At 59.1% G+C, this 26,222-nt stretch carries 27 protein-coding genes, 3 tRNA genes and 1 pseudogene; 16 read left to right on the plus strand and 15 right to left on the minus strand.

What is annotated here, in order from left to right:
* Positions 1-59: 59 nt before the first annotated feature.
* The 10 genes from AAEO81_RS22800 to AAEO81_RS22845 all read left to right on the plus strand — a co-directional run bounded on the left by AAEO81_RS22800 (position 60) and on the right by AAEO81_RS22845 (position 6,729).
* Positions 60-545, plus strand: coding sequence for a zinc-finger-containing protein (locus tag AAEO81_RS22800; protein WP_341959237.1), 486 nt, complete (start codon positions 60-62; stop codon positions 543-545).
* The gene (locus AAEO81_RS22805; RefSeq protein WP_341959239.1) at positions 542-823 is read left to right on the plus strand and encodes a hypothetical protein; all 282 of its coding nucleotides are present in this window, start codon (positions 542-544) and stop codon (positions 821-823) included. Before AAEO81_RS22800 ends, AAEO81_RS22805 begins: the two co-directional genes overlap by 4 nt.
* Positions 820-1,137 carry a hypothetical protein gene (locus AAEO81_RS22810; protein WP_341959241.1) on the plus strand — a complete coding sequence of 106 codons (318 nt, stop codon included), beginning with the start codon at positions 820-822 and terminating at the stop codon, positions 1,135-1,137. Before AAEO81_RS22805 ends, AAEO81_RS22810 begins: the two co-directional genes overlap by 4 nt.
* Entirely contained in the window at positions 1,134-1,940 is an 807-nt protein-coding gene (locus tag AAEO81_RS22815) for a PD-(D/E)XK nuclease family protein (RefSeq protein ID WP_341959243.1), read from the plus strand. Before AAEO81_RS22810 ends, AAEO81_RS22815 begins: the two co-directional genes overlap by 4 nt.
* Before the next feature lie 11 nt (positions 1,941-1,951).
* Positions 1,952-2,161: a hypothetical protein gene (locus tag AAEO81_RS22820; RefSeq protein ID WP_341959245.1), complete on the plus strand. Its 210-nt coding sequence runs from the start codon at positions 1,952-1,954 to the stop codon at positions 2,159-2,161.
* Positions 2,158-3,006 carry a hypothetical protein gene (locus AAEO81_RS22825; protein ID WP_341959247.1) on the plus strand — a complete coding sequence of 283 codons (849 nt, stop codon included), beginning with the start codon at positions 2,158-2,160 and terminating at the stop codon, positions 3,004-3,006. The genes AAEO81_RS22820 and AAEO81_RS22825 overlap by 4 nt, the downstream gene beginning before the upstream one ends.
* A 5-nt stretch (positions 3,007-3,011) precedes the next feature.
* Positions 3,012-3,212: a hypothetical protein gene (locus tag AAEO81_RS22830; protein ID WP_341959249.1), complete on the plus strand. Its 201-nt coding sequence runs from the start codon at positions 3,012-3,014 to the stop codon at positions 3,210-3,212.
* A 9-nt stretch (positions 3,213-3,221) separates the two neighbouring features.
* On the plus strand, positions 3,222-4,280 hold the full coding sequence (locus AAEO81_RS22835; RefSeq protein WP_341959250.1) for a DNA translocase FtsK: 1,059 nt from the start codon (positions 3,222-3,224) through the stop codon (positions 4,278-4,280).
* Between the two features lie 6 nt (positions 4,281-4,286).
* Positions 4,287-6,041 (plus strand): AAA family ATPase, encoded by a 1,755-nt coding sequence (locus AAEO81_RS22840; RefSeq protein WP_341959252.1) that lies wholly within the window; start codon positions 4,287-4,289, stop codon positions 6,039-6,041.
* 76 nt (positions 6,042-6,117) lie between these two features.
* A complete protein-coding gene (locus tag AAEO81_RS22845) occupies positions 6,118-6,729 on the plus strand; it encodes a 3'-5' exonuclease (protein WP_341959253.1) in 612 nt (203 codons plus the stop codon).
* 42 nt (positions 6,730-6,771) lie between these two features.
* Here AAEO81_RS22845 and AAEO81_RS22850 read toward each other — a convergent pair whose 3' ends face one another.
* Entirely contained in the window at positions 6,772-6,981 is a 210-nt protein-coding gene (locus tag AAEO81_RS22850) for a hypothetical protein (protein ID WP_341959255.1), read from the minus strand.
* Between the two features lie 103 nt (positions 6,982-7,084).
* Between AAEO81_RS22850 and AAEO81_RS22855 the strand changes: the two genes are divergently transcribed.
* Positions 7,085-8,758 (plus strand): DNA cytosine methyltransferase, encoded by a 1,674-nt coding sequence (locus AAEO81_RS22855; protein ID WP_341959256.1) that lies wholly within the window; start codon positions 7,085-7,087, stop codon positions 8,756-8,758.
* 9 nt (positions 8,759-8,767) lie between these two features.
* Here AAEO81_RS22855 and AAEO81_RS22860 read toward each other — a convergent pair whose 3' ends face one another.
* Positions 8,768-9,337 (minus strand): hypothetical protein, encoded by a 570-nt coding sequence (locus AAEO81_RS22860; RefSeq protein WP_341959258.1) that lies wholly within the window; start codon positions 9,335-9,337, stop codon positions 8,768-8,770.
* Between the two features lie 79 nt (positions 9,338-9,416).
* On the opposite strand from AAEO81_RS22860, the gene AAEO81_RS22865 reads away from it, so the two are divergent.
* Entirely contained in the window at positions 9,417-9,788 is a 372-nt protein-coding gene (locus tag AAEO81_RS22865; protein ID WP_341959259.1) for a hypothetical protein, read from the plus strand.
* On the plus strand, positions 9,785-10,327 hold the full coding sequence (locus AAEO81_RS22870; protein WP_341959261.1) for a hypothetical protein: 543 nt from the start codon (positions 9,785-9,787) through the stop codon (positions 10,325-10,327). The genes AAEO81_RS22865 and AAEO81_RS22870 overlap by 4 nt, the downstream gene beginning before the upstream one ends.
* 182 nt (positions 10,328-10,509) lie before the next feature.
* On the opposite strand, the gene AAEO81_RS22875 is transcribed toward AAEO81_RS22870, so the two are convergent.
* Positions 10,510-11,010, minus strand: a complete 501-nt coding sequence (locus AAEO81_RS22875) for a hypothetical protein (RefSeq protein WP_341959263.1) — start codon at positions 11,008-11,010, stop codon at positions 10,510-10,512.
* 57 nt (positions 11,011-11,067) lie between these two features.
* On the opposite strand from AAEO81_RS22875, the gene AAEO81_RS22880 reads away from it, so the two are divergent.
* Complete coding sequence (locus tag AAEO81_RS22880; RefSeq protein ID WP_341959265.1) at positions 11,068-11,307, plus strand: AlpA family phage regulatory protein; 240 nt, start codon at positions 11,068-11,070, stop codon at positions 11,305-11,307.
* 25 nt (positions 11,308-11,332) lie between these two features.
* Here AAEO81_RS22880 and AAEO81_RS22885 read toward each other — a convergent pair.
* From AAEO81_RS22885 to AAEO81_RS22900, 4 genes and pseudogenes are all read right to left on the minus strand, one after another.
* Positions 11,333-12,547: pseudogene (locus AAEO81_RS22885) on the minus strand (integrase arm-type DNA-binding domain-containing protein); the annotation flags it as partial.
* 163 nt (positions 12,548-12,710) lie between these two features.
* Positions 12,711-12,795: transfer RNA gene (locus AAEO81_RS22890), tRNA-Leu, on the minus strand.
* A gap of 57 nt (positions 12,796-12,852) precedes the next feature.
* Positions 12,853-12,928: transfer RNA gene (locus tag AAEO81_RS22895), tRNA-His, on the minus strand.
* A 40-nt stretch (positions 12,929-12,968) separates the two neighbouring features.
* Positions 12,969-13,045 (minus strand) — tRNA-Arg (locus AAEO81_RS22900).
* A 309-nt stretch (positions 13,046-13,354) separates the two neighbouring features.
* On the opposite strand from AAEO81_RS22900, the gene folD reads away from it, so the two are divergent.
* Positions 13,355-14,209: a bifunctional methylenetetrahydrofolate dehydrogenase/methenyltetrahydrofolate cyclohydrolase FolD gene (gene folD, locus AAEO81_RS22905; RefSeq protein ID WP_341959266.1), complete on the plus strand. Its 855-nt coding sequence runs from the start codon at positions 13,355-13,357 to the stop codon at positions 14,207-14,209.
* Between the two features lie 216 nt (positions 14,210-14,425).
* Here the strand turns inward: folD and AAEO81_RS22910 are convergent, their stop codons facing one another.
* From AAEO81_RS22910 to AAEO81_RS22935, 6 genes are all read right to left on the minus strand, one after another.
* Positions 14,426-16,231, minus strand: coding sequence for an ABC transporter substrate-binding protein (locus AAEO81_RS22910; RefSeq protein ID WP_341959268.1), 1,806 nt, complete (start codon positions 16,229-16,231; stop codon positions 14,426-14,428).
* Positions 16,232-16,312: 81 nt separating this feature from the next.
* Positions 16,313-16,585: a DUF2160 domain-containing protein gene (locus AAEO81_RS22915; protein WP_166593229.1), complete on the minus strand. Its 273-nt coding sequence runs from the start codon at positions 16,583-16,585 to the stop codon at positions 16,313-16,315.
* Positions 16,586-16,597: 12 nt separating this feature from the next.
* Positions 16,598-17,398 (minus strand): carbohydrate ABC transporter permease, encoded by an 801-nt coding sequence (locus AAEO81_RS22920; protein WP_296181211.1) that lies wholly within the window; start codon positions 17,396-17,398, stop codon positions 16,598-16,600.
* Positions 17,399-17,408: 10 nt separating this feature from the next.
* Positions 17,409-18,275, minus strand: coding sequence for a sugar ABC transporter permease (locus tag AAEO81_RS22925; protein WP_166593231.1), 867 nt, complete (start codon positions 18,273-18,275; stop codon positions 17,409-17,411).
* Positions 18,268-19,398, minus strand: a complete 1,131-nt coding sequence (locus tag AAEO81_RS22930; RefSeq protein ID WP_341959274.1) for an ABC transporter ATP-binding protein — start codon at positions 19,396-19,398, stop codon at positions 18,268-18,270. The genes AAEO81_RS22925 and AAEO81_RS22930 overlap by 8 nt, the downstream gene beginning before the upstream one ends.
* Positions 19,398-20,492, minus strand: a complete 1,095-nt coding sequence (locus AAEO81_RS22935; protein ID WP_166593233.1) for an ABC transporter ATP-binding protein — start codon at positions 20,490-20,492, stop codon at positions 19,398-19,400. Before AAEO81_RS22935 ends, AAEO81_RS22930 begins: the two co-directional genes overlap by 1 nt.
* A 325-nt stretch (positions 20,493-20,817) precedes the next feature.
* On the opposite strand from AAEO81_RS22935, the gene AAEO81_RS22940 reads away from it, so the two are divergent.
* Positions 20,818-22,665, plus strand: coding sequence for a sigma-54-dependent Fis family transcriptional regulator (locus tag AAEO81_RS22940; RefSeq protein ID WP_341959278.1), 1,848 nt, complete (start codon positions 20,818-20,820; stop codon positions 22,663-22,665).
* Between the two features lie 267 nt (positions 22,666-22,932).
* Here AAEO81_RS22940 and cysS read toward each other — a convergent pair whose 3' ends face one another.
* Positions 22,933-24,315: a cysteine--tRNA ligase gene (gene cysS / locus AAEO81_RS22945; protein ID WP_341959280.1), complete on the minus strand. Its 1,383-nt coding sequence runs from the start codon at positions 24,313-24,315 to the stop codon at positions 22,933-22,935.
* A gap of 24 nt (positions 24,316-24,339) precedes the next feature.
* Entirely contained in the window at positions 24,340-26,037 is a 1,698-nt protein-coding gene (locus AAEO81_RS22950; protein ID WP_341959282.1) for a glutamine--tRNA ligase/YqeY domain fusion protein, read from the minus strand.
* Between the last annotated feature and the right edge of the window lie 185 nt (positions 26,038-26,222).

Here is a 26,222-nt window from a genome sequence, read left to right on the forward strand (position 1 = left end):
ATCACCATCACGCTTCTCGGCCCCGCGCTCGGCGGCCTCATCACTCAATAGGAATTTCCATGTCAATCGATCCTCGGGCTCACAGCTCCGAGCGCATTCCTGCGCCTGAGCCATTGCCACATGTGAGCCGCCGCGCGTTGAAGCGCGTGACGAACCCTCTGCCGGTGCCCACTCACTGCCGTTACTGCGGCGGTCATGTGGAGCTGATCAACAACAGCCGGATTTACAGACGCGAATACGGCGAGGCCTACGTCGGCCTTCATCCTTCGACGGATATTCCGCTCGGCACGCTGGCCACCGCTGCGCTCAGGAAAGACCGCAACGACAGCAAGGCGATCTTCCACAAGCTCAAGGAACAGCGGGGGTTCAGCCGGTCACTGGCTTACCAGTGGTTGGCCGGAAAGATGGGAATCACCGTCGATAAATGCCACTTCGGCTGGTTTGACCAGGACGAATGCGCGTTGGCCGCAAAGCTGTGCACCGAAGACCTGGCCGCGAACAGCGCAATGGCTGCGGCTTTCAAGAAAGCGAGGACCAGAGCATGAGCAATCACACCCCCGGACCATGGGTTGTTCGCGAAGTACCAAACTTTGGCCTTCCTAGCCAAGTTGGATATGCAATCGACTTCAACGAAGACCAAGAGCAGGTCGTGGACTTCGTGTACGAGAAGCCCGATGCCCACTTGATCGCAGCGGCCCCCGAGCTATTGGCCGCACTGGAGCAACTGCTGGGCAAGGCCTACAAGCAAAACTGGAACGACCTCTACCCCGATCAGTTGGCTGTCGCAGAAGCGGCACTTGCAAAGGCGCGAGGTGATTTATGAACAAGCACACTCCCGGCCCTTGGTCCATTAGCGAACCTTTCCGCGAGTCAATAGGCCTTTCCGTCTACATCAACGCACAAAACCACGACGAACTTGCAGCCGTGGTGTGGCGGATGGGGTGGGACTTTGCTGTCGGCAAGCCCACACAGGTATGCGAAGCCAACGCGCATTTGATCGCCGCCGCTCCGGAGCTGCTGGAAAGTCTCTCCAACCTGGTAGGTCTGGCAGAACTCGGCGCGGCCCGCCTCGACAAGTACAAAGCCGCGCTGGACGACGCGAAAGCCGTCATAGCGAAAGCACGGGGGCAATCATGAGCAGCGTCACCACCGTCCGGGCCTCGTCATGGGGCTCGCTGTTCGACTGCGCGTACAAGTGGGAAGGCGTCCACCTGCTGGGGATCAAAAGCCCGAGCAGCCCCCGCGCCCACCTTGGCACCTCCATCCACGCCAGCACGGCCGCGTTCGACGTGGCGCGCATCAACGGTAGCCACCTGAGCGCTTTCGACACCGCCGAGCTGCTGATTCACACGCTGCGCAACCCCGACCGGGAAGTGAACTGGAAGGCTGACAACCTCACGTTGGCCGAGGCTGAGCGCATCGCGCTGCCGCTGCACACCAGGTACTGCAACGAAATCAGCCCGCGTTACGAGTACGTCGCTGTCGAGCGCACCGCTACGCCGCTGGAAATCGACTGTGGCGGCGGCGTGATCATTCGCCTGACTGGCCAGCTCGACCGGGCGCGAATCTGCAAGACCGGCGACGGCAAGGGCATTGCCGACGTGAAGACTGGCGGCGCGGCCGTCAGCGAAGGCGTCGCGAAGACCAAGGGCCACGCGGCGCAGATCGGCACCTACGAAATTCTTGAAGAACACACCACCGGCGAGCCCTGCACCGCACCGGCCCACATCATCGGGCTGAAAACCAAGGGCAAAGCCGAGGTTGGCATCGGCGAGATTCGAAGCGCCCGCCAGATGATGGTCGGCACCGAAGACTTCCCCGGCCTGATCCAGATCGGCGCCGAGATGTTCCGCACCGGCCTGTTCCCGCCCAACCCTCAGAGCTTCCTGTGCAGCGCGAAGTATTGCCCGCGCTGGTCCACCTGCCCATACCACGAATAACGGAGTTCCTCATGACGTCCTCTGACATGTACATCCGCCTGACCGACCCGACTGGCCGTCGTGCAACGACCATCAGCCATCACCGCGTGTGGGACCGCGACAAGTTCTACAGCGCCCAAGTGAAGCTCCACGAAAACCCAACCAAACCGATTGAGGACCGACGCCTTGTGTCGGTGGCCACTGAAGCCGATTACAACGAAGCCCGGAAGGTGCAGAAATGACCCAAACACTTGCTGCTATGCAAACCAGTGCTGTCGCGTCGCCAAAACAAGAGCGCGCCGTAGCAATGAGCTTTTTCGACCTGGACGGCTTTGCGCTCATGCAGCGCATTGCCAATGCGTTCACCCAGTCCAACCTGGTGCCAAAGCAGTATCAGGGCAACCTGCCCAACTGCATGATCGCTTTGGACATGGCCCAGCGCATTGGTGCCAATCCCCTGATGGTGATGCAAAACCTGTACGTGGTGCACGGCACGCCCAGTTGGTCGAGTAAGTTTCTGATTGCAACTGTCAACACCTGCGGCCGCTATAGCACGTTGCGGTACGAGTGGCAGGGTACGAAAGGCAAGGACGACTTCGGTTGCCGCGCATGGGCGATCGAGAAGGAAACCGGCGAACGCCTGGATGGGATCTGGGTGACATGGAAGATGGTCAAGGCCGAAGGCTGGTCCAGCAAAAACGGCAGTAAGTGGCTGACGATGGAAGATCAGATGTTCATCTATCGCGCCGCCGCCTTTTGGCAGCGCGCTTACGCACCTGACATCGGCATGGGGTTGATTACTGAAGAGGAAGCCCGCGACACCTTCGACGCTCAGCGAACTGCTGACGGCAGCTACTCAATCGGGCTAGCGGATCTGCAAATGGTCACAGCACCTGTCGTCAACAAGGAAACCGGCGAGATTACGGGCGCCGAGCTGGCCTCAGAAACCGCGAAAACCGATGCAAAAAATGCAGAAACCGCGTCAGAAAATGCAAAAACCGAGGCAAAAGATGCAGAAAGTGCGTCGGTTGATGCACCGGACGATGAATCCGGTCCCGCTGACACCTCTGGCCTTGAGTTCGACTGACCGGCATGGCCAGCCAGAACGTAGATGAACTCTACGACACCGTCGAAGAGTTTGCCGCGATCCTCGTTGCCGCTGAGCTGCATGCCAGCGGCGCTTGGGAAATCACCTTCACCGAAGACATCCGGGCCAGCTTCAAACGCTACGGCCCGCGCACCCAACTGTCCGTCGCTCAGCAAACGCAGCTTGAGCGCATCGCCAAATACTGAGGATTGCCCATGAAAGCGGAACATCAAGACGCTATCGAACGCGCTCGCCTGCATGACGTACCACCGTCGATTTTCGCCCACGGGCTGTTGGTGCGCGACTTGGTCGACGCGGCGCTGTTCGAACTCAAGAACATCCACTCCCCGTACAGCAAGCTGAACGAAGGTCAGCAGCAAGAGGTGATCGAGCGTATTACCGACAAGGCAAAAGCCGCTGCGCATAACGCCATCGCAATCATCAGCTCGCGCAACGTCTCGACCATCGAAGTGACGATGAAAGAGGTCAAGTTCAACTCGAAGCAGCTCACGCTCACCTCGATCGTTGACGCGAAAGACCCTAACCGACATGACCTGATCGACAGTGCCGGTCGCCTTTGCCTGCTGGTGATGGCGCCCAACGACTACGACGAGGGCCTCGACTCCATTGAACCGGATCGCGATCAGCCAGACCTGCCCCTGCACACCAGCGAGCTGACAGGCAGCCTGTTTGATCACGCGGCATCGAGTCGCGACGAGCCTGAGTTCGAAGGCCCTGATCCGATTTACCAACAGGCAGTTCAGTTCGTGATCGATACCCGCCGACCATCACCGTCGGCGGTTCAGCGCAAATTTAAGATCGGGTACAACCGCGCAACCCGCCTGCTTGAAACCATGGAGCAGGACGGCGTTCTGAGTGCGCCGGACTCGCACGGCAGCCGCCAAGTGATCAGCGAGCCGAATAAACCAACTGGCCCTGATGAACCTACCTGGACGGACGATGACCAGAATCTCGGGCCTGAATTCGCCGAGGTAGGCGAGTTCGTCGATCCCCTGGCCAACATCGCCGGCGCCGCGCCGAAAGAGTTCGGCGAGTACACCTACGAAGACGCGTCACAGCTGATCGTCCTGCACGCCGCTAACGTCAATGTCGCGTGGCTCCAGCACCGCCTGGCGATCGACAGCGACACCGCCACCAGCCTGATCCTGCGTCTGATCGACAACGACGTGATCGTTCTGCATTCCGAAGGCGAGGCGTCCATCGACAACATCTACCAGGTCAAGGCGAAGCTCTCTGACCTCGTTCTGGAGTGACCAGTCATGCACATCGAATCCATCTACGTCGAGAACTTCCAAGGCCTGCGCAGCGCTAATCTGACCCTGAGCACGCCCATTACCATGGTGTGCGGCCTGAATGGCGCCGGCAAATCCAGCCTGAAAGAAGCCATTGGCCTGGCCTTGGGCGAAAGCGCCCGAGTCGCCAAAAAGGGCGACTACAAGATGCTCGTCACCGAGGGCGAGAAGAAGGCCCAGATCATCATCGGTCATGACGGCGCCGCCAGCTCGATCACGCTGCCGAGTGGCAAGGCAGAGCGCACCGACATCGCCGGTCAGGACTATCTGCCGTTCGTGCTGAACCCTGACGCGTTCGCGAAGCTGGACGACAAAGCGAAGCGCAGCCTGCTGTTCGCCCTCACCAAATCCAGCGCGAAACCGCAGGTCGTAGCTGAAAAGCTGGTTGCCCGCGGCGCCGACGCCAAGAAGGTTGAAGCGATCAAGCCGCTGTTGCTGAGTGGCTTCGCCTCCGCTCAGGATCAGGCCAAGACATACGCCGCCGAGTCGCGCGGCGCCTGGAAGGCGCTCACTGGCGAAGCCTACGGCAGCGAGAAGGCCGAAGGCTGGACCGTCACCGTACCGGAACTGCCTGAGGGAGTACCGGAGGTGACCGAAGCAGATCTTGCCGAAGCACAGGCTACGCAGGGCAAAGCCGCTATCGAGATTGACCGTGGCAATCAGTTCCTCGGTGAACTCAAGGGTCGGCTTGGGGCGGTTGATGCCTGGAACAAGCGCAAAGCCGATCTCGAAGTAAAAGCTAAATTGGTGGACCGGGAGCGCGCCAAGCTGGTGGCCACCGAAGAATCGCTGGCCGAATGGCAGCCGAAACTGAAGGAGTGGGGGGACGCGGTCACGGCCTACAACGGCGAGTCGCCGTGCGAGTGTCCGTCCTGCCACGTCAAGTTGAAGGTCATCGGCCTGCGCGTTGAGGTGTTCAAGGGCAAAACCGCCGATTCCAAAAAGCTTGCGGAAGCCCAAGTCGAGCTTCAAAAGGCAAAGGACGCGGTCAAGCTCTTGGAGAACACCCGCGGCAATGATCGTCTACGCGTCGATGTGGCGTTGGCCGCGCAACGCGATTTGGCCGCGCACATTGCCGTTACCCCCGGGAGTTCATCCGAAGCCGAAATCACGCGTTGTGAAGCCGCGATCCAAGTGCAGCGCGACATTCGCACCCGCGCCGAAGCGAAGGCGACCATGATCAAGGACCGGCTCGACATGCTGGTCAACGCCGACAAAAAGGCAAATGACGCGGCAGGCCACCATGCCGACGTGCTCGCTTGGGTGCTGATCGAAAAGGCATTGGCGCCCGATGGCATTCCCGGCGAGATCCTGGCCGGTGCGCTGGAGCCTATCAACAGCAGCTTGAAGCGTTTGTCGGGACTCGCGGGCTGGCCGCAAACCGCGATTGGCGCCGACATGGCAATCACCGCCGGCGGACGCAATTACGTGCTGCTGTCTGAATCGGAGAAGTGGCGTTGCGACGCGTTGATCGGCCTGGCCATCAGCAAGCTCGCCGGCCTGAAGCTGATCATGGTTGATCGCGCCGATGTGCTGCTGCCGCAAGTTCGCGCCCAGTTCTTGGGAATGCTGCTCACGCTGGCCAAGGCCGGCGAGATTGAAACCGCCATCGTCTGCGGATCGCTGAAAGAGAAGCCCGCCAAGCTGCCGCCGGAATTTGCCGCTGTTTGGATCGAAGGCGGCGTGGCCGGCGGCGACGTGCCGCTACAGCAAGCGAGTTGACGCAACACCCACGCAACACGTGCAACACCCACAAGCGCCTTCGGGCGCTTTCTTTTTGCCCATAGGAAACCCACTCATGTCCGACCTGATCTACTTCTTTGATACCGAAACCACTGGCCTTCCCGCTTTCAAACTCCCAAGCGATGACCCGTGTCAGCCTCACATCGTCGACATTTGCGGCCTGCTCTACACGCCCGAAGGCGAGTTGGTCGATTCGTTCGAGGCGATGATCAAGCCTGATGGCTGGGTGATCCCCGATGACGTCGCGGCGATCCATGGCATCACCACCGAAATCGCCTCAGCCCAAGGCATCCCGGAAGGAAAAGCGCTGGAAGGCTTCATGGAACTCTTCCGGCGTGCAGGCATGCGGGTTGCGCACAACGTCTCGTTTGACGACCGCATTCTGCGCATCGGCTTGAAGCGCTTTTTTGGCCAGGAAGCGGCGGACGAGTTCAAGGCAGGCCCGAGCTACTGCACCTGCCTGAACAGCACAAACATCGTGAAGTGCCCGCCCACCGAGAAGATGATCCGTGCCGGCCGTGGCCGTCAGTTCAAGATTCCGACCGTGACCGAAGCACTCAAACATTTCACCGGTGAGGACCTGGTCGGTGGCCACCGTGCACGTCCGGATACTGAAGCGTGTGCGCGGATCTACTTTGCGTTGCAAGCGGCCGCTGCGGCCGCTTGATCACCGGCATCGCACTGCGGGGCCATGCTTACATTGAAACAGCTAGACCACCTTTCCCCGGTTCTCTTCGCAAAAATTGAACCAGTCGTTGCTGGCTTGGCATGCTTCCTTTTGGAGCTTTTCGAACTCTTCCATAGCTCCTGGTTTTGAAAGCTCCATATCTCGGGCACGGAACTCTTTCGTCGCCCGCAAGCACGCAGCGAGCTTTGCCTCGAAGTACTCGGACCGCTGATAAAACTGCTCTTTAGTCATGCATTCTTCCTGATTGGACCCTAAACCAATCACGGTGATAACCCAACTCAACCCAAATTGCCACCATCAGAAGGATGGGCGGCGCCTGCGTGGAACCCTTCTGATGCTCAAACGAATCCTCAAGCACTTCCATTTCTGCTGCGGCCTCGGCGGCGGCGCCAAGGGCTTCAACAAGGCCAAACCCGTGGTCGGCAACATGCAGGCCGAGTGGCAGTGCATTGGCGGCATAGACGTTGACCCCGCCGGCTTACGCGACTTCGAACGACTTTCCGGTGTGCCTGGCACGCTGCTGGATCTGTTCACACGCGGCATGTACACCGCTTTTCACGGTCAGGAGCCGCCAGCTGACTGGGTTGAAGCAACGCCGGACGATGTCCGCAAAGCCGCAGGCTACCAGCGCCCGAACGCCGTGTTTATCTCCAGCCCGTGCAAGGGCGCGTCGGGGCTGCTGTCCGAGACGATGAGCCTGACGCCGAAATATCAAGCGCTCAACGAACTGACGCTGCGCTGCGTGTGGCTGATGTGTGAGGCGTGGAAAGACGACCCGGTAGACCTGATCGTTTTCGAGAACGTGCCACGCCTGGCCACCCGCGGCCGGCGCCTGTTGGACCAGATCAACCAGCTGCTGAGTTTCTACGGCTACGCGGTCGCTGAAACCACGCACGACTGCGGCGAACTGGGTGGCCTGGCCCAGAGCCGCAAACGCTTCCTGCTGGTGGCCCGCCACATCGAGAAGGTGCCGCCGTTCCTGTACGAACCGGAAAAGAAGTCGCTCAAGTCCGTGGGAAGCATCCTCGGCCGCATGCCATTGGCGGGTGACGTGGAAGCCGCAGGCCCTATGCACCGTGTACCGGCACTGCAATGGAAAACGTGGGTACGGCTTGCCTTGGTCGAAGCCGGTAAAGACTGGCGCTGCCTGAATGATCTGGCGATCGAGGATGGCTATCTGCGCGACTTCGCGATTGTTCCAGAAGCGTATGCCGGCTATTTGGGGGTCAACGACTGGCGGGACTCGATGGGCACGGTCGCCGGCCGAAGCAGCCCAACCAATGGCGCGTTCTCGGTGGCAGATCCACGGGCGAAATCTGGCGCGCTGCAGTACCAACAATACGGCGTGCGCCGCTGGGACCAAACGAGCGGCGCGGTCATCGGTGTGAAGTCGCCCGGGCAAGGGACGTTCAGCGTTGCCGACCCGCGCGACCCTGGTATCGGCCACGCGAAATACAACGTCGCCAAATGGGACGGCGCATCGCGCACCGTCATATCAGGCAGCACGACGGGCCAAGGTGCGTTCGCCGTACAGGACCCGCGACCAGGTATGAAGCGCAGCAAGGGTGATGCCTATCTCACCGGCGGGCATTACGGCGTCGTCGGCTGGAGTGAGCAATGCGGCGCCGTTTCCGCCAGCGCGCGGCAGGACAACGGGCGTTGGTCGGTGGCAGATCCCCGCATGCCCGAACCCAACGAGCGACTGACTTGCGTGATCGAGAGCCTCGACGGCACATGGCACCGGCCGTTCACCACGCTGGAGCTGGCAGCGCTGCAAAGCCTGCTTGAGCCAGAAGAGTGGTTCGAACTGGACGGGCTGAGTGACCAGGCATGGCGCGAACGGATCGGAAACGCCGTGCCGCCCGACGCTGCCGAGGCGATTGCCTCCACCATGGGCACCACCCTGTTGCTGGCCGGCGCCGGCGAGACGTTCATGCTCAGCGCCATGCCGATATGGGTTCAGCCGGTCGCTATTGCGCTCAGTGTCGCCCAGCACACAACCTCATGATCGTCAGGGTCAGCTCTTCCCATCATCTGCAGATAGAGAGTAAAGGCCACCACCACTGGTGGAAAATGGACTTTCACCTAACCCGCTCGATGAGTTTAGTTCGGTGACAAGTAGTTTGACGTCGTTAAGAGCTGACTCCGCGGCTTCGGGAGTCACCACCGATCGCCATCCTGAAACATCGAAACTAAGCGCTAGGGGAATGGTTCTATCTTGCGTATCAACGTCAATTTCGTTGTTCTCTGTTCGTCCGTGTGCCATGGAGTTTCGAAAATTCAATAGCTGCGCGACAACGGGATATACATCCTCAATGCTTGCTGGAGGTAACCCACAAAGCTTGCGAAGCTTTTTGTATTTTTTCCAAATACTGTCTTTCTCGAAGCTTTTGAATGAGTCCTTTAAAAGGATTTCCCCAAGATGGTTCAGGTAGGCCTCCACAGTGAAAGCGGCCATCACAAGGCTATTCAATGATTCGTAGAAGCTCCCGTCCTCAATCTCCTTAGCCGTTCTAAGCGAGCGCCTAGCGCTCGCGAAGAATATTGAGAACGTCAAAACCTTCTGTCTTCCGCGCAATCGAGGCACATCGTCACTCCTGTTTTTTATCAGCGCCAACTAAACCCTATCGCTTTCCAGATATCCACAATTAGTGGAAAGGATCCTCATGAACCCTATCGCCCAACAGGCCCTTAATCGGGCGCTGCGCTTCCCCGTGTCCATCATTCCACCATCAGCAACGCCCAAGCCACAGCGTGAACCGGCCGCACCAACGCCCGCTCCGGCGCCGGTGGCGATTCCAGCGCCTGCCTTCGCCATACCTGGCAAACCAGACGCGCCGCCAAGGATCGACCGATTCGGTTTTATGGAGGGCAAGAACTACGCCCTCGACGCCGTCAGGTCCATGACCGCGCTGCTGTCGCGACCAGAGGGGCGGCAAGAAATCATCCAGAACCTGAAACGCGCGAGCGCGGGACGACCGGTCAGCCAGGCGCTGGGCATCTGGACAGTTATCGAAGCGATCGAGGCTGCAGCATGAAAGAGCGTCCGATTCTATTTTCGGCCCCGATGGTGCGCGCCATCGTGGATGGCAGCAAGACGGTGACGCGGCGTGAAGTGAAGAAGCGCGCAGCGCTTGATTGCTTGGCCGCTGGATTTGAACCTGCTTTTCTGACGCTGTCCGGCAATGCTGACCTTTGTCCCTACGGCCAGCCGGGCGACCGATTGTGGGTGCGGGAGACTTGGGCGGAGGTCGGCATCGCGCAAGCCGACCCAGACAAAAAATGGTTCGTGTATAGGGAGTGCGACAACCTGACCGATTACGGCGGGCCATGGAAGCCCAGCATTTTCATGCCGCGCCGAGCCTGCCGCATCCTGCTGGAGATCACCGCAGTGCGGGTGGAGCGGCTGCAGGACATAACCCAGGAACAGGCAGAGTTGGAAGGTGTTGCGTGTGATATGTCGGCCTGGACATTCAGAGACCACTTTCAACAGCTATGGGAAGCTATCAACGGCGCCGGAGCCTGGAACGCGAACCCGTGGGTCTGGGCCGTCGAGTTCAAACGGGTGAAGCCATGACTGCCTTTCGCCGCAAAACCAGCCTACACGGGCGCCCGATGCGCCCGCTCAATCACCCGGTGATCTGCGACCAATGCGGGCGGCAACGCGCCCGCGGCAATCACAAAAAATGCAGCAAGGCACGGCAGCTCGCTTCGCAGATAGAGCCGTACAAACCATGCACAGCTTTTGAGAATGCCTGGTTAATGGTCGAGCCTGAGATATTTAGCGAAACGATCATCTAGGCTATTAAAGTACCCAATAAGCCTATGTTTTGCTTCACGGTTTTTTTGAATCTCCTTGGTCCTTTCTTCACCGGGCGGTGCACCATGCAATACGCCTTCGGTTCGACTTAACTCAACCAGTTCCGCCCAGATATCTTCTTTTAAAAAGCTTGTTAATGCTTGATCGAACAACCATTGAGCAGCGGCGATGCCAGCCAGATAGCGCATCTCTAGATCCTGAGATGTCCCACCGGTCGCGAAAATTTCGCCCAACGCTGATTTTGTAGCGTCATAAACCGCTATCCGTCGATCAAATAAATCCAACTTGAGCTTTTTTCGGTTGGTGTCCCACTGACGATAGGCGATGTAGATGCCCGTCGCGGCAACAATAGACGTCATACCTGCGGTAGCGAGAGGTACCAAACTTTCACTCGTCTGTTGGGTGAGCTTTAACACCATAGGCCAGCCGCAGTAATCCATATGAAATCCTTCCATTTTTGAAATGTTTCGACGCCATCAGGCGACGCGGAGTAAACAATGAATCACACCAATCACGAAGTCGAATTCATCAAACTGCCGGAAGTGAAGAAGCTGACCGGCTACGGCACTACCAAGCTTTATGAGCTGGTGAACACCGGCCTGTTTCCCGCGCAAGTGAAACACGGCGCCAAGTCAGTTTTCTGGATCAAGTCCGAGGTTCTGGAGTGGAACCGGGAGCAGGTAGAGGCGTGCCGGAATCCCCGCCCGGTCCGGGTGGAAGAGCGCCAGTCGGCCTGATCCACTTATCCCACGGGTGGCCAGCCTCCAGCCAGTCCAAATAGTCAGCCCAGTCCTGCATCATCCCCCGCCGCTGTTCAACGTACTCGGCGTGGTTGTAACTCCCCCGCACTTTGTTTTCCCCCGCATGGGAAAGCTGCGCCTCGATCCAATCCGCGTTGTAACCCATCTCATTGAGGGCAGTTGAAACGGTCCCGCGCAAGCCGTGGCCCGTCAGCTTGCCCTCATATCCCATTCGCTTGATGGCCATGTTTACGGTGTTCTCACTCATCATCTTGCTCGGATCATTCCGACCAGTGAAGACGAGCTTGCAACGCCCGGTCATGCTGAGCACCTCCCGCACCACCCCAACCGCCTGCCGCGACAGCGGCACCAGATACGGCGGAACCTCCCCACTTTCTGTACGAACACGGCTTTGCAGCTGCTTCACCCCTTCCGGGGGCACGCGCCATATGGCGTCTTCGAGATCGAACTGCCCAGGCGATGCTGACCGAGCTTCGATCGTTCGGACCATCGTCAGCAGCATTAATCGAATAGCGCTTTTGGTGAACACCGAAATCTGTGAGGCCTTCAGCTTGCGCAGGAACTCACCGAGTTCGTGCATACGCAGGATGGGGTTGTGCTCAACCGGTGGCTGGATGGCTGCGACGATATCGATGTCAGAGGCTGGGTTGACCTCAATGACGCCCTCGGCAATGCCGTAGCGGAAAATTTCGTTGAGCCAGCCCCGGCACTTTTCAGCGACATGCAAGGCGCCTCGCGCTTCGATCTTGCGCACGGTTTTTAGTACATCTGCACGTGTGACCTGGTCGATCGGCAAACGGCCAAGCGACGGAATCAGGTCCTTGTCCAAATAGCGCCGGGATTGTTCCTTGCTCCCCTTCTTGGCGTTCGTCAGCCGAAGGGCTTTGAAGTTGTGCCAGCGGTTGGCGACAGCTTCGAATGTGTTTTCCACGCGCTGGCCAGCTTCGATCTGTGCCTTCCGTCTCTCAAGCCGGGGGTCCAGCCCTTTGGCTACCAACGTCCGCGCCTGGTCGCGGAGGTCGCGCGCGTCACGAAGGGAGATTTCTGGATAGGTGCCGAGGGAGATGCGCGGCTGCTTGCCGTGCCAGGAAAAGCGGAAGTGCCAGGCCTTTGTGCCCTTCGCAGCAACAAACAGTGCCAGACCGTCGCTATCGGTCAGGGAGTAGTCTTTGTCTTTGGGCTTGGCTTGCCTGACGGCCGTGTCAGTGAGGGGCATTAGTACATCACCAGAAGGGTCGAATTGTCGATGTACTGGCGAATGTACTAGAAAAGCGCGGAAGGTAGCGAATGAACGCGAAACGCTGCGAAAGAAAAAGGCCGCTCTAGGCGGCCTTCTTTCTGGTTTCGCGAACCTTAGCGAAAGGCTGCGAAACTAAGTATGGTGCGGACGGAGAGACTCGAACTCTCACACCTTGCGGCGCTGGAACCTAAATCCAGTGTGTCTACCAATTCCACCACATCCGCGTTTGAAGCGCTTAAAGCAAAGGCGCCAGATTATGCATCTGGCGCCTTTTTCGAATATGGGGTGGACGAAGGGGATCGAACCCTCGACAACGGGAGTCACAATCCCGTGCTCTACCAACTGAGCTACGCCCACCATCTAGCGTTGTAACTTACTTGTGCCAAAGCTGCCTTTATGGCGCACCCGGCAGGACTCGAACCTGCGACCATCCGCTTAGAAGGCGGATGCTCTATCCAGCTGAGCTACGGGCGCTTGGTTAATCTGCATTCTTACGACTGCAAATTAAGAGCTTTCAATCACGCTGAGCCGATTTGAACTCTACCTGACTTATTCAACCTTTCGACCTGACTCACCGCTTTCGGCTTATCCTGTGTGGGGTTGTGCCCGACAAGTGCGACGAATCTTATAGACGGCCTCAAAGGTCGTCAACACTTTTTTCTAAAAAATTCAGTTAATTAAAGGGGTTAGCTTATTAAGCGGACCAACCGCCTTTGCCCTTGCGTCAGGTCATGCGAGAATGCGCGCTCTTTTTCCCTCCCTTCCGATGGTTAATCACGCGTAATGACTGCAAAACTAATAGACGGCAAAGCGATCGCAGCCAGCCTGCGCCAGCAGATCGCCCAACGAGTTGCCGAACGTCGCGAGCAAGGGCTGCGTACGCCGGGCCTCGCGGTGATTCTGGTCGGCAGCGACCCCGCCTCTCAGGTTTACGTCTCGCACAAACGCAAAGACTGTGAAGAGGTCGGCTTTATCTCCCGGGCCTACGACCTGCCCAGCGAAACCACCCAGACCGAGCTGACCGAGCTGATCGACAGCCTCAACGACGACCCCGCCATTGACGGCATCCTGTTGCAACTGCCGCTGCCGGAGCATCTGGATTCGTCGCCACTGCTGGAACGCATCCGTCCTGATAAAGACGTCGATGGTTTCCACCCTTATAACGTCGGGCGTCTGGCCCAGCGTATTCCGCTGCTGCGCCCTTGCACGCCGAAAGGCATCATGACCCTGCTGGAAAGCACCGGCGTTGACCTTTACGGGAAAGATGCCGTGGTGGTGGGCGCGTCCAACATCGTCGGTCGTCCGATGGCCATGGAGTTGCTGCTGGCTGGCTGCACCGTGACCGTGACCCATCGCTTCACCCAGGACCTGGCGGGCCATGTTGGCCGTGCTGATCTGGTGGTGGTGGCAGCGGGCAAGCCGGGACTGGTCAAGGGCGAGTGGATCAAGGAAGGCGCGATCGTGATCGACGTCGGCATCAACCGTCAGGACGACGGCAAGCTGGTGGGCGACGTGGTGTACGAGACTGCCCTGCCCCGCGCAGGCTGGATTACACCGGTGCCAGGCGGCGTTGGCCCGATGACCCGCGCATGCCTGCTGGAGAACACCCTTTACGCAGCGGAAACGCTGCACGGTTGATCGAGGCGGTCTGCACATGAAAAACGGCACCCGAGGGTGCCGTTTTTTTATGCGTTTAGCCGATGATCCCTGTAGGAGCGAATTTATTCGCGATTGGCCAGTACATCCGACATGGTTCCATCGTCCGTACCGACGTCTCGCGAATGAATTCGCTCCTACAGGTTCCGCCCACGCCCTCCTGCACGATCGAGTAGGGCTTGAGGGCCGATCCAAGGTTTACTTCTTGGCCGCTTCCCAGCTTTTCAGCAGGTCCGAGTAGGCAATCGTTTCACCCTTCGGTTTCTCGTTGGCCAGTTTGCGTTGCGGGGCGAGGAACGCGCCATTGCTCTTCTCGGCTTTGGTGTACCACTCTTCCGCCGAAGTTTCCGGGTTCATCTTCGGTGCGCAACCACTTGCGTCCTGAACCTTGGAGCGCTCGATACGGGTCATGATGGCGTCCTGATCCTTGGCCAGGCCATCGAGCGCCGCTTGTGCGGTTTTCTCGCCGGTCACGGCTTCAGCCACATGGCTCCACCACAGTTGCGCCAGTTTCGGATAATCCGGAACGTTGGTGCCGGTCGGCGACCATTGGACGCGGGCCGGGCTGCGGTAGAACTCCACCAGACCACCGAGTTTCGGCGCCAGCGCGGTCATCTCTTTCGAGTTGATGTCCGACTCACGAATCGGCGTCAGGCCCACGATGGTTTTCTTCAGAGAAACGGATTTCGACGTCACGAACTGCGCGTACAGCCAGGCCGCCAGACGTTTTTTCTCGTCCGCCGATTTCAGGAAGGTCCACGAACCCACGTCCTGATAGCCGAGCTTCATGCCGTCTTTCCAGTACGGACCTTTCGGCGATGGCGCCATCCGCCATTTCGGCGTGCCATCGGCGTTCATCACCGGCAGACCTGGCTTGGTCATGTCAGCGGTAAATGCGGTGTACCAGAAAATCTGCTGCGCAACGTTACCCTGAGAAGGCACTGGCCCCGACTCGGAGAAGGTCATGCCCGCTGCCTCAGGTGGCGCGTAGGCTTTCAGCCAATCGATGTATTTCTGAGTGGCGTAAACGGCAGCCGGACCGTTGGTGTCGCCGCCGCGGGTGATGCTGGAACCGACCGGATGGCAGCTTTCTACACGAATGCCCCACTCGTCCACCGGCAAGCCGTTCGGCAGGCCTTTGTCGCCGCTGCCTGCCATGGAGAACCAGGCATCGGTGAAGCGCCAGCCCAGGGACGGGTCTTTCTTGCCGTAGTCCATGTGGCCGTAGACTTTCTTGCCGTCGATTTCCTTCACGTCTTCGCTGAAGAATTTGGCGATGTCTTCATAAGCCGACCAGTTCACCGGAACGCCCAGCTCGTAGCCGTATTTGGCCTTGAACTTCGCTTTGAGGTCAGCACGCTCGAACCAGTCGGCGCGGAACCAGTACAGGTTGGCGAACTGCTGGTCAGGCAGCTGATACAGCTTGGCCGGGGTGATGACCTTGCCCGACTCATCCTTGACCTCAGGCGAGGTGGTGAAGGAGGTGCCGATGAAGTCTTTGATGTCGAGTGTTGGCGAGGTGACTTTCGCGCCTTCCGGGCTGGCCATCAGGTCTGTCAGAGACAGCGCCTTGCCGTAGCGGAAATGGGTACCGATCAGGTCAGAGTCGTTGACCCAGCCGTCGTAAATGCTCTTGTCCGACTGCATCGCGGTTTGCAGCTTCTCGATGACGTCGCCCTCTTGCAGGAGGTCGTGAGTCACTTTGATGCCGGTGATTTCGGTGAAGGCCTTGGCCAGGGTTTTCGATTCATATTCATGGGTGGTCAAGGTTTCGGAAACCACCTTGATGTCCATGCCACGGAACGGCTCGGCGGCCTTGATGAACCACTCCAGTTCCTTGAGCTGGTCAGCGTCTGACAGGGTGGTCGGCTTGAATTCGCTGGCTGCCCATTTCTTCGCGGCATCCTCGTATTGATCCGCCCACGCCGAAACGCTCAAGCCGCCGAGCATCACCATCGTCGCAACCGTCACACTATGTCGCAGCTTGTTTTTCTTATTGAACATAGACACCTCCAGTGTTGATTCTTATGTAGTCCCGCTTTGCAAATCCTGCCAATCGACCTGCCACGACAGGCCGGCCAGCTTTCAACCCCAACGCATCACCACCAACAGCCAGACCAGGGACAGCCCCGAGGCGACCCAGATGCTCCAGTCGGTCGCGCCAATCACCAGCAAATGCAGGTAGGCGCTGCCGAGAAGACCGATGAACAGCCGGTCGCCACGGGTGGTGGCAATCGGCAGAAAACCGCGACGTTCGATGCTCGCCGAGCGCAGTTCCCAAACGGTCATCGCAGCCAGAATGGCAGCGATGGACGCAAAGAAAATGGCGGTCGGCAGTGTCCAGGACATCCACTCCATTTTTTCGACTCCTCAGACACGACCAAGGGCGAAACCCTTGACCACGTGATTGCGAACGAACCAGATCACCAGCATGCCCGGCAGGATGGTCAACACTCCCGCTGCCGCCAACACGCCCCAGTCGATCCCCGATGCCGACACCGTGCGGGTCATCACCGCCGCGATCGGCTTGGCGTTGACCGATGTCAGTGTCCGCGCCAGCAGCAGCTCGACCCACGAGAACATGAAGCAGAAAAACGCCGTGACACCGATCCCCGAACCAATCAACGGGATGAAAATTTTCCCGAAGAACTTGGGGAAGCTGTACCCGTCGATGTAGGCCGTTTCGTCGATCTCCTTCGGCACGCCAGACATGAAGCCTTCGAGAATCCATACCGCCAAAGGCACGTTGAACAGGCAGTGCGCCAACGCGACGGCGATGTGGGTGTCGAACAGGCCAATCGACGAATACAGCTGGAAAAAGGGCAACAGGAACACCGCCGGTGGCGCCATGCGGTTGGTCAGCAGCCAGAAAAACAAGTGCTTGTCGCCGAGGAAACGATAGCGGGAAAACGCGTAAGCAGCAGGCAATGCCACGCTCAGCGATATCACGGTATTCAGGCAAACGTAGTACAGCGAGTTGATATAGCCGCTGTACCAGCTCTCGTCGGTGAAGATCACCTTGTAGTTCGCCAGGGTGAAATCCTGGGGAAACAGCGTCAGACCGCCGAGGATTTCGGTGTTGGTCTTGAAGGACATGTTCACCAGCCAGTAGATCGGGACCAGCAGAAACAGCAGGTAGATCCACAGCGGCACGACTTTACGAAGATTCATGGGCCGCTCCTCAGTTCTTTTCGCCGTGGGTCATGGCGGTGTAGAACACCCACGACACCAGCAGGATGATCAGGAAATACACCAGCGAGAACGCCGCCGCCGGGCCCAGGTCGAACTGGCCGAGCGCCATGGTGGTCAGGGTCTGGCTGAGGAAAGTCGTCGAGTTGCCCGGCCCGCCCCCAGTGAGTACGAACGGCTCGGTGTAGATCATGAAGCTGTCCATGAAGCGCAGCATCACCGCGATCAGCAGCACGCTCTTCATCTTCGGCAACTGGATGTGTCGGAAAACCGCCCAGTTCGATGCCCGATCGATCCGCGCAGCCTGGTAGTACACGTCCGGAATCGCCCGTAAACCCGAGTAGCACAGCAGCGCTACCAGCGAGGTCCAGTGCCAGACGTCGATGATCAGCACCGTCACCCAGGCATCCGAGGCATTGGCCGCGTAGTTGTAGCTGACGTGCAGCACGTTGTTGAGAAACCAGCCCAGCAGGCCGATGTCGCCACGGCCGAAAATCTGCCAGATGGTGCCAACCACGTTGAAGGGGATCAGCAGCGGAATGGTCATCACGATCAGGCACACCGAAGACCAGCGACCCTTGGTCGGCATGGTCAGCGCAATGGCAATGCCCAGCGGGATTTCGATCAGCAGCACGCAGGCCGAATAGATGAACTGGCGCAGCAGCGAATCGTGCAGGCGCGGGTCCTGCAACACCTGCCTGAACCAGTCGGTACCGACGAAATAGCGGCTGGACTGGTCGAAGATGTCCTGCACCGAATAGTTGACCACGGTCATCATCGGGATGATGGCGCTGAACGCCACCAACAGAAACACCGGCAGCACCAGCCACCAGGCCTTGTTGTTCTGCACCTTACTCATGGGGCACCTCGCTGGCCGACGCTGCATTGGCGTCGGCTTCCAGCAGAAATTCATCGGCGTAGAGCATCAACCACTGGGCCGGAAAACTGATCCAGGCCTGGCCTTGCGGCACCGGTTTGTCTTCCTGCAGGCGGACCTTCAGCGATTGCCCGGCCAGGTTCAGGGTGAGGATTTTGTAGGTCCCCAAGTCCTCGACATAGGTCACGTCGGCGCACATGGCGTCGTCGAACGGCCCATCCCAAACATGGACGAACTCGGGCCGGATGCCGACCTTGAGGGTGCTCCACTTCGTGACGGCCAGACGCTGTTGCAGGGCTTCCGGCAAAGGCAGATGAATGCCGCCGAAGCCCACGCCGCCTGCTTCAGGCTTGACCTCAATGAGGTTCATGCCGGGGCTGCCGATGAAGTAACCGACAAAGGTGTGATGGGGTTTTTCGAACAGCTCACGCGGGGTGCCGAACTGCACGATCTGGCCGCCGTACATGACCGCGATCTTGTCGGCGAAGGTCGAAGCCTCCAACTGATCGTGGGTGACGTAGACCATGGTGATGTTGAACTGCTCGTGGATCTGCTTGAGCTTGCGCCGCAGTTTCCACTTCAGGTGCGGGTCGATCACGGTCAGCGGTTCGTCGAACAGGATCGCCGACACGTCGTCGCGCACCAGACCGCGGCCCATGGAGACTTTCTGTTTCTCGTCAGCCGTGAGGCCCTTGGCCTTCTTTTTCAGCAGCGGTTGCAGGTCCAATACATCGGCGATTTCCTGCACTTTGATCTGAATTTTCGCCTCGGCCATGCCCTGATTGCGCAGGGGAAAGGCGAGGTTGTCGTACACCGTCATGGTGTCGTAGACCACCGGAAACTGGAAAACCTGAGCGATATTGCGCTGCTCCGGCGACATGTCGTTGACCACGGTAGTGTCGAACATCACCCTGCCTTCCGACGGGCTGAGCAGGCCGGAAATGATGTTGAGCAAGGTCGATTTGCCACATCCAGACGGGCCGAGCAAGGCATAGGCCCCGCCCTGCTCCCAGATGTGAGTCATCTCGCGGATTGCGTAGTCTTCAGGGCCAGTGGGGTTTGCGCTGTAGCTGTGCGCGAGTTGTTGCAAGCGGATCTCGGCCATCAGGCAACCCTCGCCATGCGCAGGCCCGGTGCCTGGATAAGCCCGCCCTGCTGATCGAACACGAATAATTTGTGAGTCGGGATGTACACGCGAATCGGCGTGTCGACGTCGTACTCGTGCACCCCCGGCAGGTGCAGGACCAACGAGAAATGCTCGTTACGCACGTGAAGGAACGTTTCCGAGCCGCTGATCTCCGCCAGTTCCACGGTAACCGCCAGTTCCAGATCGTCGTCGTTGGACGGTACGAGACTCAGGTGGCTGGGGCGCACACCAAAACCGTATTCGCCATCGCCGATCTTGCGCAGGTCAACGTTGAGCGGGAAATGCACGAAATTGGCGAAGCTCACTTCGTTGCCATCGATACGGCCCGGCATCAGGTTGATCGGCGGCTCGGAGAACAGCTCGGCGGCCAGCACGGTTTTCGGCTGATGGTAGACCTCAGGGGTCTTGCCGCTCTGGATCAGCCGGCCTTCGTGCAGGATCGTCGTAGTGCCGCCCAGCGCCAGCGCTTCGTTGGGCTCGGTGGTGGCGTAGACCGCGATGGTGTTGCGGGTCTCGAACAGCTGGCGCATTTCCTGACGCAGCTCTTCGCGCAATTTGTAGTCGAGGTTGACCAGCGGCTCGTCGAACAGAATCAGCTCGGCGTCTTTCACCAGCGCCCGCGCCATGGCCGTACGCTGCTGCTGGCCGCCGGAGAGTTCGAGGGGGTAGCGGCTGAGGAACTTCTCGATTCGCAGCATCTTGGCGGTTTCCCGCACGCGGCTGTCGATTTCGTCTTTCGACATTTTGGCCTGGCGCAGTGGCGAGGCGATGTTGTCGTAGACGGTCATGCTCGGGTAGTTGATGAATTGCTGATAAACCATCGACACATTGCGATGACGCACCGCAACCTGGGTGACATCTTTGCCATTCATCAGTACGCGGCCGCTGTCTGGCTTGTCCAGACCGGCCATCAAGCGCATCAGGCTGGTTTTGCCTGATAAGGTGCGCCCCAGCAATACGTTGAATGAGCCGGGTTCGAAGCTCAGCGACGCATCGTCGATCCAGATTTGACCGTCGACGGCTCGGCTGACGTGCTCAAGCGTGAGAGACATGGCGTGCCCTTTTTATTTGTCTTGTTCGGGGTGAAGCGGTTGGTCTGTTTTTTAACGACCACGTGTTGGATAGCGACAATCGTGCCAATCGACGTTCGCTAACGAACACTGCCTCGAAACCTGCGATATAGAGCGATCAGGGCGAATGAGCTTGTTCGCCAATATTCGTTGCTGAACATAAGTGAACAGGAAAGGCTGAACACCTGAACAAAATGAACATTGACTTTGAACAATCCTGAACAACAATGGGTGAACGTTTCGAGCACGGATGCTTGGCCCACGCCGTACCCCAAAAACAATAATAGCTACCGGACGGAGCCAGACCATGGCCGCTACAGGCGCATCCACTGCTCACGACACCATCATTCGGGACTCATGGGCCCGCTGCCGAGAGTTCGGCCTGGACCATCAGTCACGCCCCGCCTTCAATCGGCTGCCTGAACAGCAGGTTTCTCAGCTGCTGGAACGCCATCAGTCGCTGGTGCAGACCACCCATCAACAGGTGCTGCCCTTCTACGAGAACATTCTCAGCAACTCCAACTGCCTGATTCTGCTGGCTGACCAACAAGGCCAGGTGCTCAATTCGTGGGGCACCAAGCGCTTCGTCGAACCGGATCAGCAGCGGGGGTTCATCGCCGGGGCCAGTTGGCTCGAACGCGGGGTCGGCACCAACGCCATCGGCACGGCGCTGGCCTGTGAACAGGCTGTTCACATTGAACACGATGAACACTTTTTGAAGGCCAACCGTTTCATGACGGGCTCTGCGGCGCCGATTTTCGATGCCTCGCGCCGTATGGTCGCGGTGCTCGATGTGTCCAGCGACAGCTTCCTGCCACCCTCCCACACGCTGGGGATGGTGAAGATGATGAGCCAGACCATTGAGAACCGGCTGATCCTGGACCAGTTCCAGCACGGCTATTTTCAGATGACGTTCAACACCGGGCTGAACAACCTCGACAGCCAATGGGCTGGTTTGCTGGTATTCGATGAAAGCGGCCGTATCGTTTGCGCCAATCGCCGGGCCGACAACCTCTTGGGCGTACGTCTGGTGCAGGCCAACATCGAGCAACTGTTCAAGGCGCCCATTGCGCATTTGCTCGATCAGCAGGAAGGTCAGCCTTTCGCGCTGCAAGCCTCGGGGCATAACCGGTTTCACGGGGTGATCAAACGGCCCAAGGCCCCAGTGCTGAAATTCAGGGCTGCGACTGAGCTGAAGAAACCCGACACCGCCCCGCCCGGTTTTGGCGATGAAAAGGTTGCGAAAGCCACGCGGCAAGCGCAGCGTTTGTTAGAGAAAAACGTGCCGCTGTTGATTCTCGGCGAGACTGGCGCGGGCAAAGAAGTGTTCGTCAAACACCTGCATCAACGCAGCTCCCGGGCTGATCAGCCGTTCATTGCGGTGAACTGCGCCGCCATTCCCTCGGAGTTGGTGGAGGCCGAGCTGTTCGGTTACGAAAAAGGCGCGTTCACGGGCGCTCACCAGAAAGGGAGCGTCGGCCTGATTCGCAAGGCGGACAAGGGCACGCTGTTTCTCGATGAAATCGGCGACATGCCCCTGCCCGTCCAGGCCCGTTTGCTGCGCGTGCTGCAGGAGCGTTGCGTGCAACCGCTGGGCAGCAGCGAGTTGTTTCCGGTGGACATTCGGGTGATTTCCGCAACCCACTGTTCGCTGCGCGAACAGGTGCAGAGCGGGCGTTTCCGGCAGGATTTGTACTACCGCATCAGCGGCTTGAACCTTGAATTGCCGCCCCTGCGCGACCGTACCGACAAGGCGGAACTGGTGCAGATGATCTGGCAGCAGCATCGCGAACCCCAGCAGACGGCGGGCTTCGAGTCGTCGGTGTTGGCGTTGTTCGAGCGGCATCCGTGGCCGGGGAATTTGCGTCAGTTGAGCAATGTGATTCAGGTGGCGCTGGCGCTGGCGGATGACGAGCCGATTTCTACCGAGCATCTGCCGGAGGACTTCTTTGCTGATCTGGAGCTCGCCGATCTGGAGATGCAGAGCGAGAACAGCGAGCGGGTGACGGCGTTCAATCGTAAGGCCGCGCTAGATACGCCGGAGGAGTTGAACGAGCTGCTGCAGGCGGCCGGGGGGAATATTTCGCAGCTGGCCAAGCGGCTGGGGGTGAGTCGGAATACCTTGTACAAACGGCTGCGCGAACAGGGTTTCTGATTCGAGATAAGTGGCGCCTGACCCGACGCCTTCGCGAATGAATTCGCTCCCACAGGTTGATCGCGTTTCGAGATTCGAGATCGTTCCCACGCGGAGCGTGGGGACGATCAGCAAAAGCGGTGTGTCAGCGCCATCGCCTTCGCCACTGTCGTAACCTCCAGAAGCTCCCACAGGTTCGGTGTCGATCACAAAACCTGTGGGAGACGCCGGAGGTTACGACGGCAGCGAAGGCGGTGCGACTGACACACCGCTCTCACCTCGCTGGAATCAATCCGCCAATCGCCAGGTCGTTGCGCCTTTGCCGTCTTCCAGCACCACGCCCATGGCGGTGAGCTGGTCGCGGATGCGGTCGGATTCGGCCCAGTTCTTGTCAACGCGAGCCTGCAGACGCGCTGCAATCAGCGCTTCCACTTCCGCCGCATCGACACGGCCTTCAGCGCCTGCGCGCAGGAAGTCGTCGGCTTCAAGCTGCAACACGCCCAGCACGCTGGCCAGTTGCTTCAGGCGCGCCGCCAGACCGGCCGCAGCCGTGACATCGCTGTCACGCAGGCGGTTGATCTCGCGGACCATCTCGAACAGCACCGCACAGGCTTCCGGCGTGCCGAAGTCGTCGTTCATCGCCGCCGAGAAACGTTCGACGAACGCCTCACCACCGGCAGGCTCGGCGACCGGCAAGCCTTTGAGCGCGTGATAGAAACGCTCCAGCGCGCCCTTCGACTCTTTCAGGCTGTCTTCGGAGTAGTTGATCGCACTGCGGTAGTGGCTCGACACCAACAGGTAGCGCACCACTTCCGGATGGTATTTATCCAGCACGTCGCGGATGGTGAAGAAGTTGTTCAGAGACTTGGACATCTTCTCGCCATTGATGCGGATCATGCCGCAGTGCATCCAGGCGTTGGCGTAGGTCTTGCCGGTGGCCGCTTCGCTTTGGGCGATTTCGTTTTCGTGGTGCGGGAATTCCAGGTCGGAGCCGCCGCCATGAATGTCGAAGGTCTCGCCGAGGCAGCAGGTGGACATCACCGAGCATTCGATGTGCCAGCCCGGACGACCGGCGCCCCACGGCGATTCCCAGCTCGGCTCGCCCGGCTTGACGCCTTTCCACAACACGAAGTCCAGCGGGTCGTCTTTCGCTTCGTCGACCTCGATCCGCGCACCGATGCGCAAATCTTCGATCTTCTTGCGCGACAGCTTGCCGTAGCCCAGGAATTTGCCGACGCGGTAGTACACGTCGCCATTGCCCGGCGCGTAGGCGTAGCCCTTGTCGATCAGGCTCTGGATCATGTCGTGCATGCCGCCGATGTAATCGGTGGCACGCGGCTCCATGTCGGGCTTGAGGATGTTCAGGCGCGCTTCGTCCTCGTGCATCGCGTCGATCATGCGCGCGGTCAGCTCATCGAACGCTTCGCCTTTTTCACGGGCGCGGTTGATGATCTTGTCGTCGATGTCGGTGATGTTGCGCACGTAGGTCAGGTCGTAGCCGCTGAAACGCAACCAGCGGGTGACCAGGTCGAACGCGACCATGCTGCGGCCGTGGCCCAGGTGGCAATAGTCGTACACGGTCATGCCGCAGACGTACATGCGCACTTTGTTGCCGTCCAACGGCTTGAAGACTTCTTTGCTCTTGGTGAGCGTGTTGTAAATGGAAAGCACGTTCTGCCTCTTATCTGTACGGCATCAAGTCCACGCGTCACGCAGCGTGACGGTGCGGTTGAATACCGGCTGACCGGGTTTCGAGTCCTTGATGTCCGCGCAGAAATACCCTTCGCGTTCGAACTGGAAACGGTCTTCCGGCTGAGCTTCACCCAAGGAAGGTTCAGCCCGACAACCGGTCAGGACCTGCAAGGAGCCTGGATTGATGTTGTCCAGGAAGGTCTTGCCCTCTTCTGCCTTTTCCGGGTTCGCGGAGAGGAACAGACGGTCGTACAGACGCACTTCACATTCAATGCTTTCAGCGGCGGGGACCCAGTGGACCACGCCCTTGACCTTACGGCCTTCCGGGTTCTTGCCCAGAGTGTCCGGGTCGTACGAGCAGCGCAGTTCGACGATGTTGCCCTCGGCGTCCTTGATCGCCTCGTCGGCGCGGATCACGTAGCTGCCACGCAGGCGCACTTCACCGTTCGGCTCCAGGCGTTTGTAGCCCTTCGGCGGCTCTTCCATGTAGTCGTCGCGGTCGATGTAGATCTCGCGGGAGAACGGCAGCTTGCGCACGCCCAGTTCTTCTTTCTGTGGATGACGCGGCAGTTCGAGGTGATCGACCTTGTCTTCCGGATAGTTAGTGATCACGACCTTCAATGGACGCAGCACGCACATCGCACGCGGGGCGTTGTGGTCCAAGTCCTGACGGATGCTGAATTCGAGCATGCCGAAATCGACCACGCCGTCGGAACGGTTGGTGCCGATCATTTCGCAGAAATTGCGGATCGACGCCGGGGTATAGCCGCGACGGCGGAAGCCCGACAGGGTCGACATGCGTGGGTCGTCCCAACCGTTGACGTGCTTTTCATCGACCAGTTGCTTGAGCTTGCGCTTGCTGGTGATGGTGTAGTTCAGGTTCAGGCGCGAGAACTCGTACTGGCGCGGCTTGCACGGCACCGACAAGTTGTCGAGGAACCAGTCGTACAGCGGACGGTGGCTTTCGAATTCCAGGGTGCAGATCGAGTGGGTGATGCCTTCGATGGCGTCCGACTGACCGTGGGTGAAGTCGTAGATCGGGTAGATGCACCACTTGTCGCCCGTCTGGTGGTGATGGGCGTGGCGAATGCGGTACAGGATCGGGTCGCGCAGGTTCATGTTCGGCGAGGCCATGTCGATCTTGGCGCGCAGCACGCGGGCGCCGTCTTCGAACTCACCGGCCTTCATGCGGGCGAACAGGTCCAGGTTTTCCTCGACGCCGCGCTCACGGAACGGGCTGTTCTTGCCCGGTTCTGTCAGGGTGCCGCGGTATTCGCGCGCTTGTTCAGGGGTCAGGTCGTCAACATAGGCTTTGCCCGCCTTGATCAGCTCGACGGCCCAGTCGTGCAGTTGATCGAAATACTGCGAGGCGTAGCGCACTTCACCGGACCATTGAAAGCCCAGCCATTTGACGTCGTTTTCAATGGCGTCGATGTATTCCTGGTCTTCCTTGGCCGGGTTGGTGTCGTCGAAACGCAGGTGCGTAACGCCACCGAATTCCTGAGCCAGACCGAAGTTGACGCAGATCGACTTGGCATGACCGATGTGCAGGTAGCCGTTGGGCTCCGGCGGGAAACGGGTCACGATCTGGGTGTGCTTACCCGAATCCAGGTCTGCCTGCACGATGGGGCGCAGGAAGTTGGTTGGAATTGCAGGGCCTGCCTTGGTGTTGGCAGCAGCGTCTTGAGTGGGCTTGCTCATAGGATCCTTGAAAACCTGACAGTCTTGGCCAGGGTAGGCCGAATAAATCAAAGCGCCTATCATAGCCGAACCTGTCAAGCCCCTGACAGCGCGCAGTGACAAAACTGTCGAGATACCTGGCAGGTGATTTCAGGCCGCGGGTTTAATTGCAACTACCCGTAGGGCAACCTGCCTCTGTAAACTGC

This window comes from Pseudomonas sp. RC10 (assembly GCF_038397775.1).
GTDB classification, from domain to species: domain Bacteria; phylum Pseudomonadota; class Gammaproteobacteria; order Pseudomonadales; family Pseudomonadaceae; genus Aquipseudomonas; species Aquipseudomonas bambusae.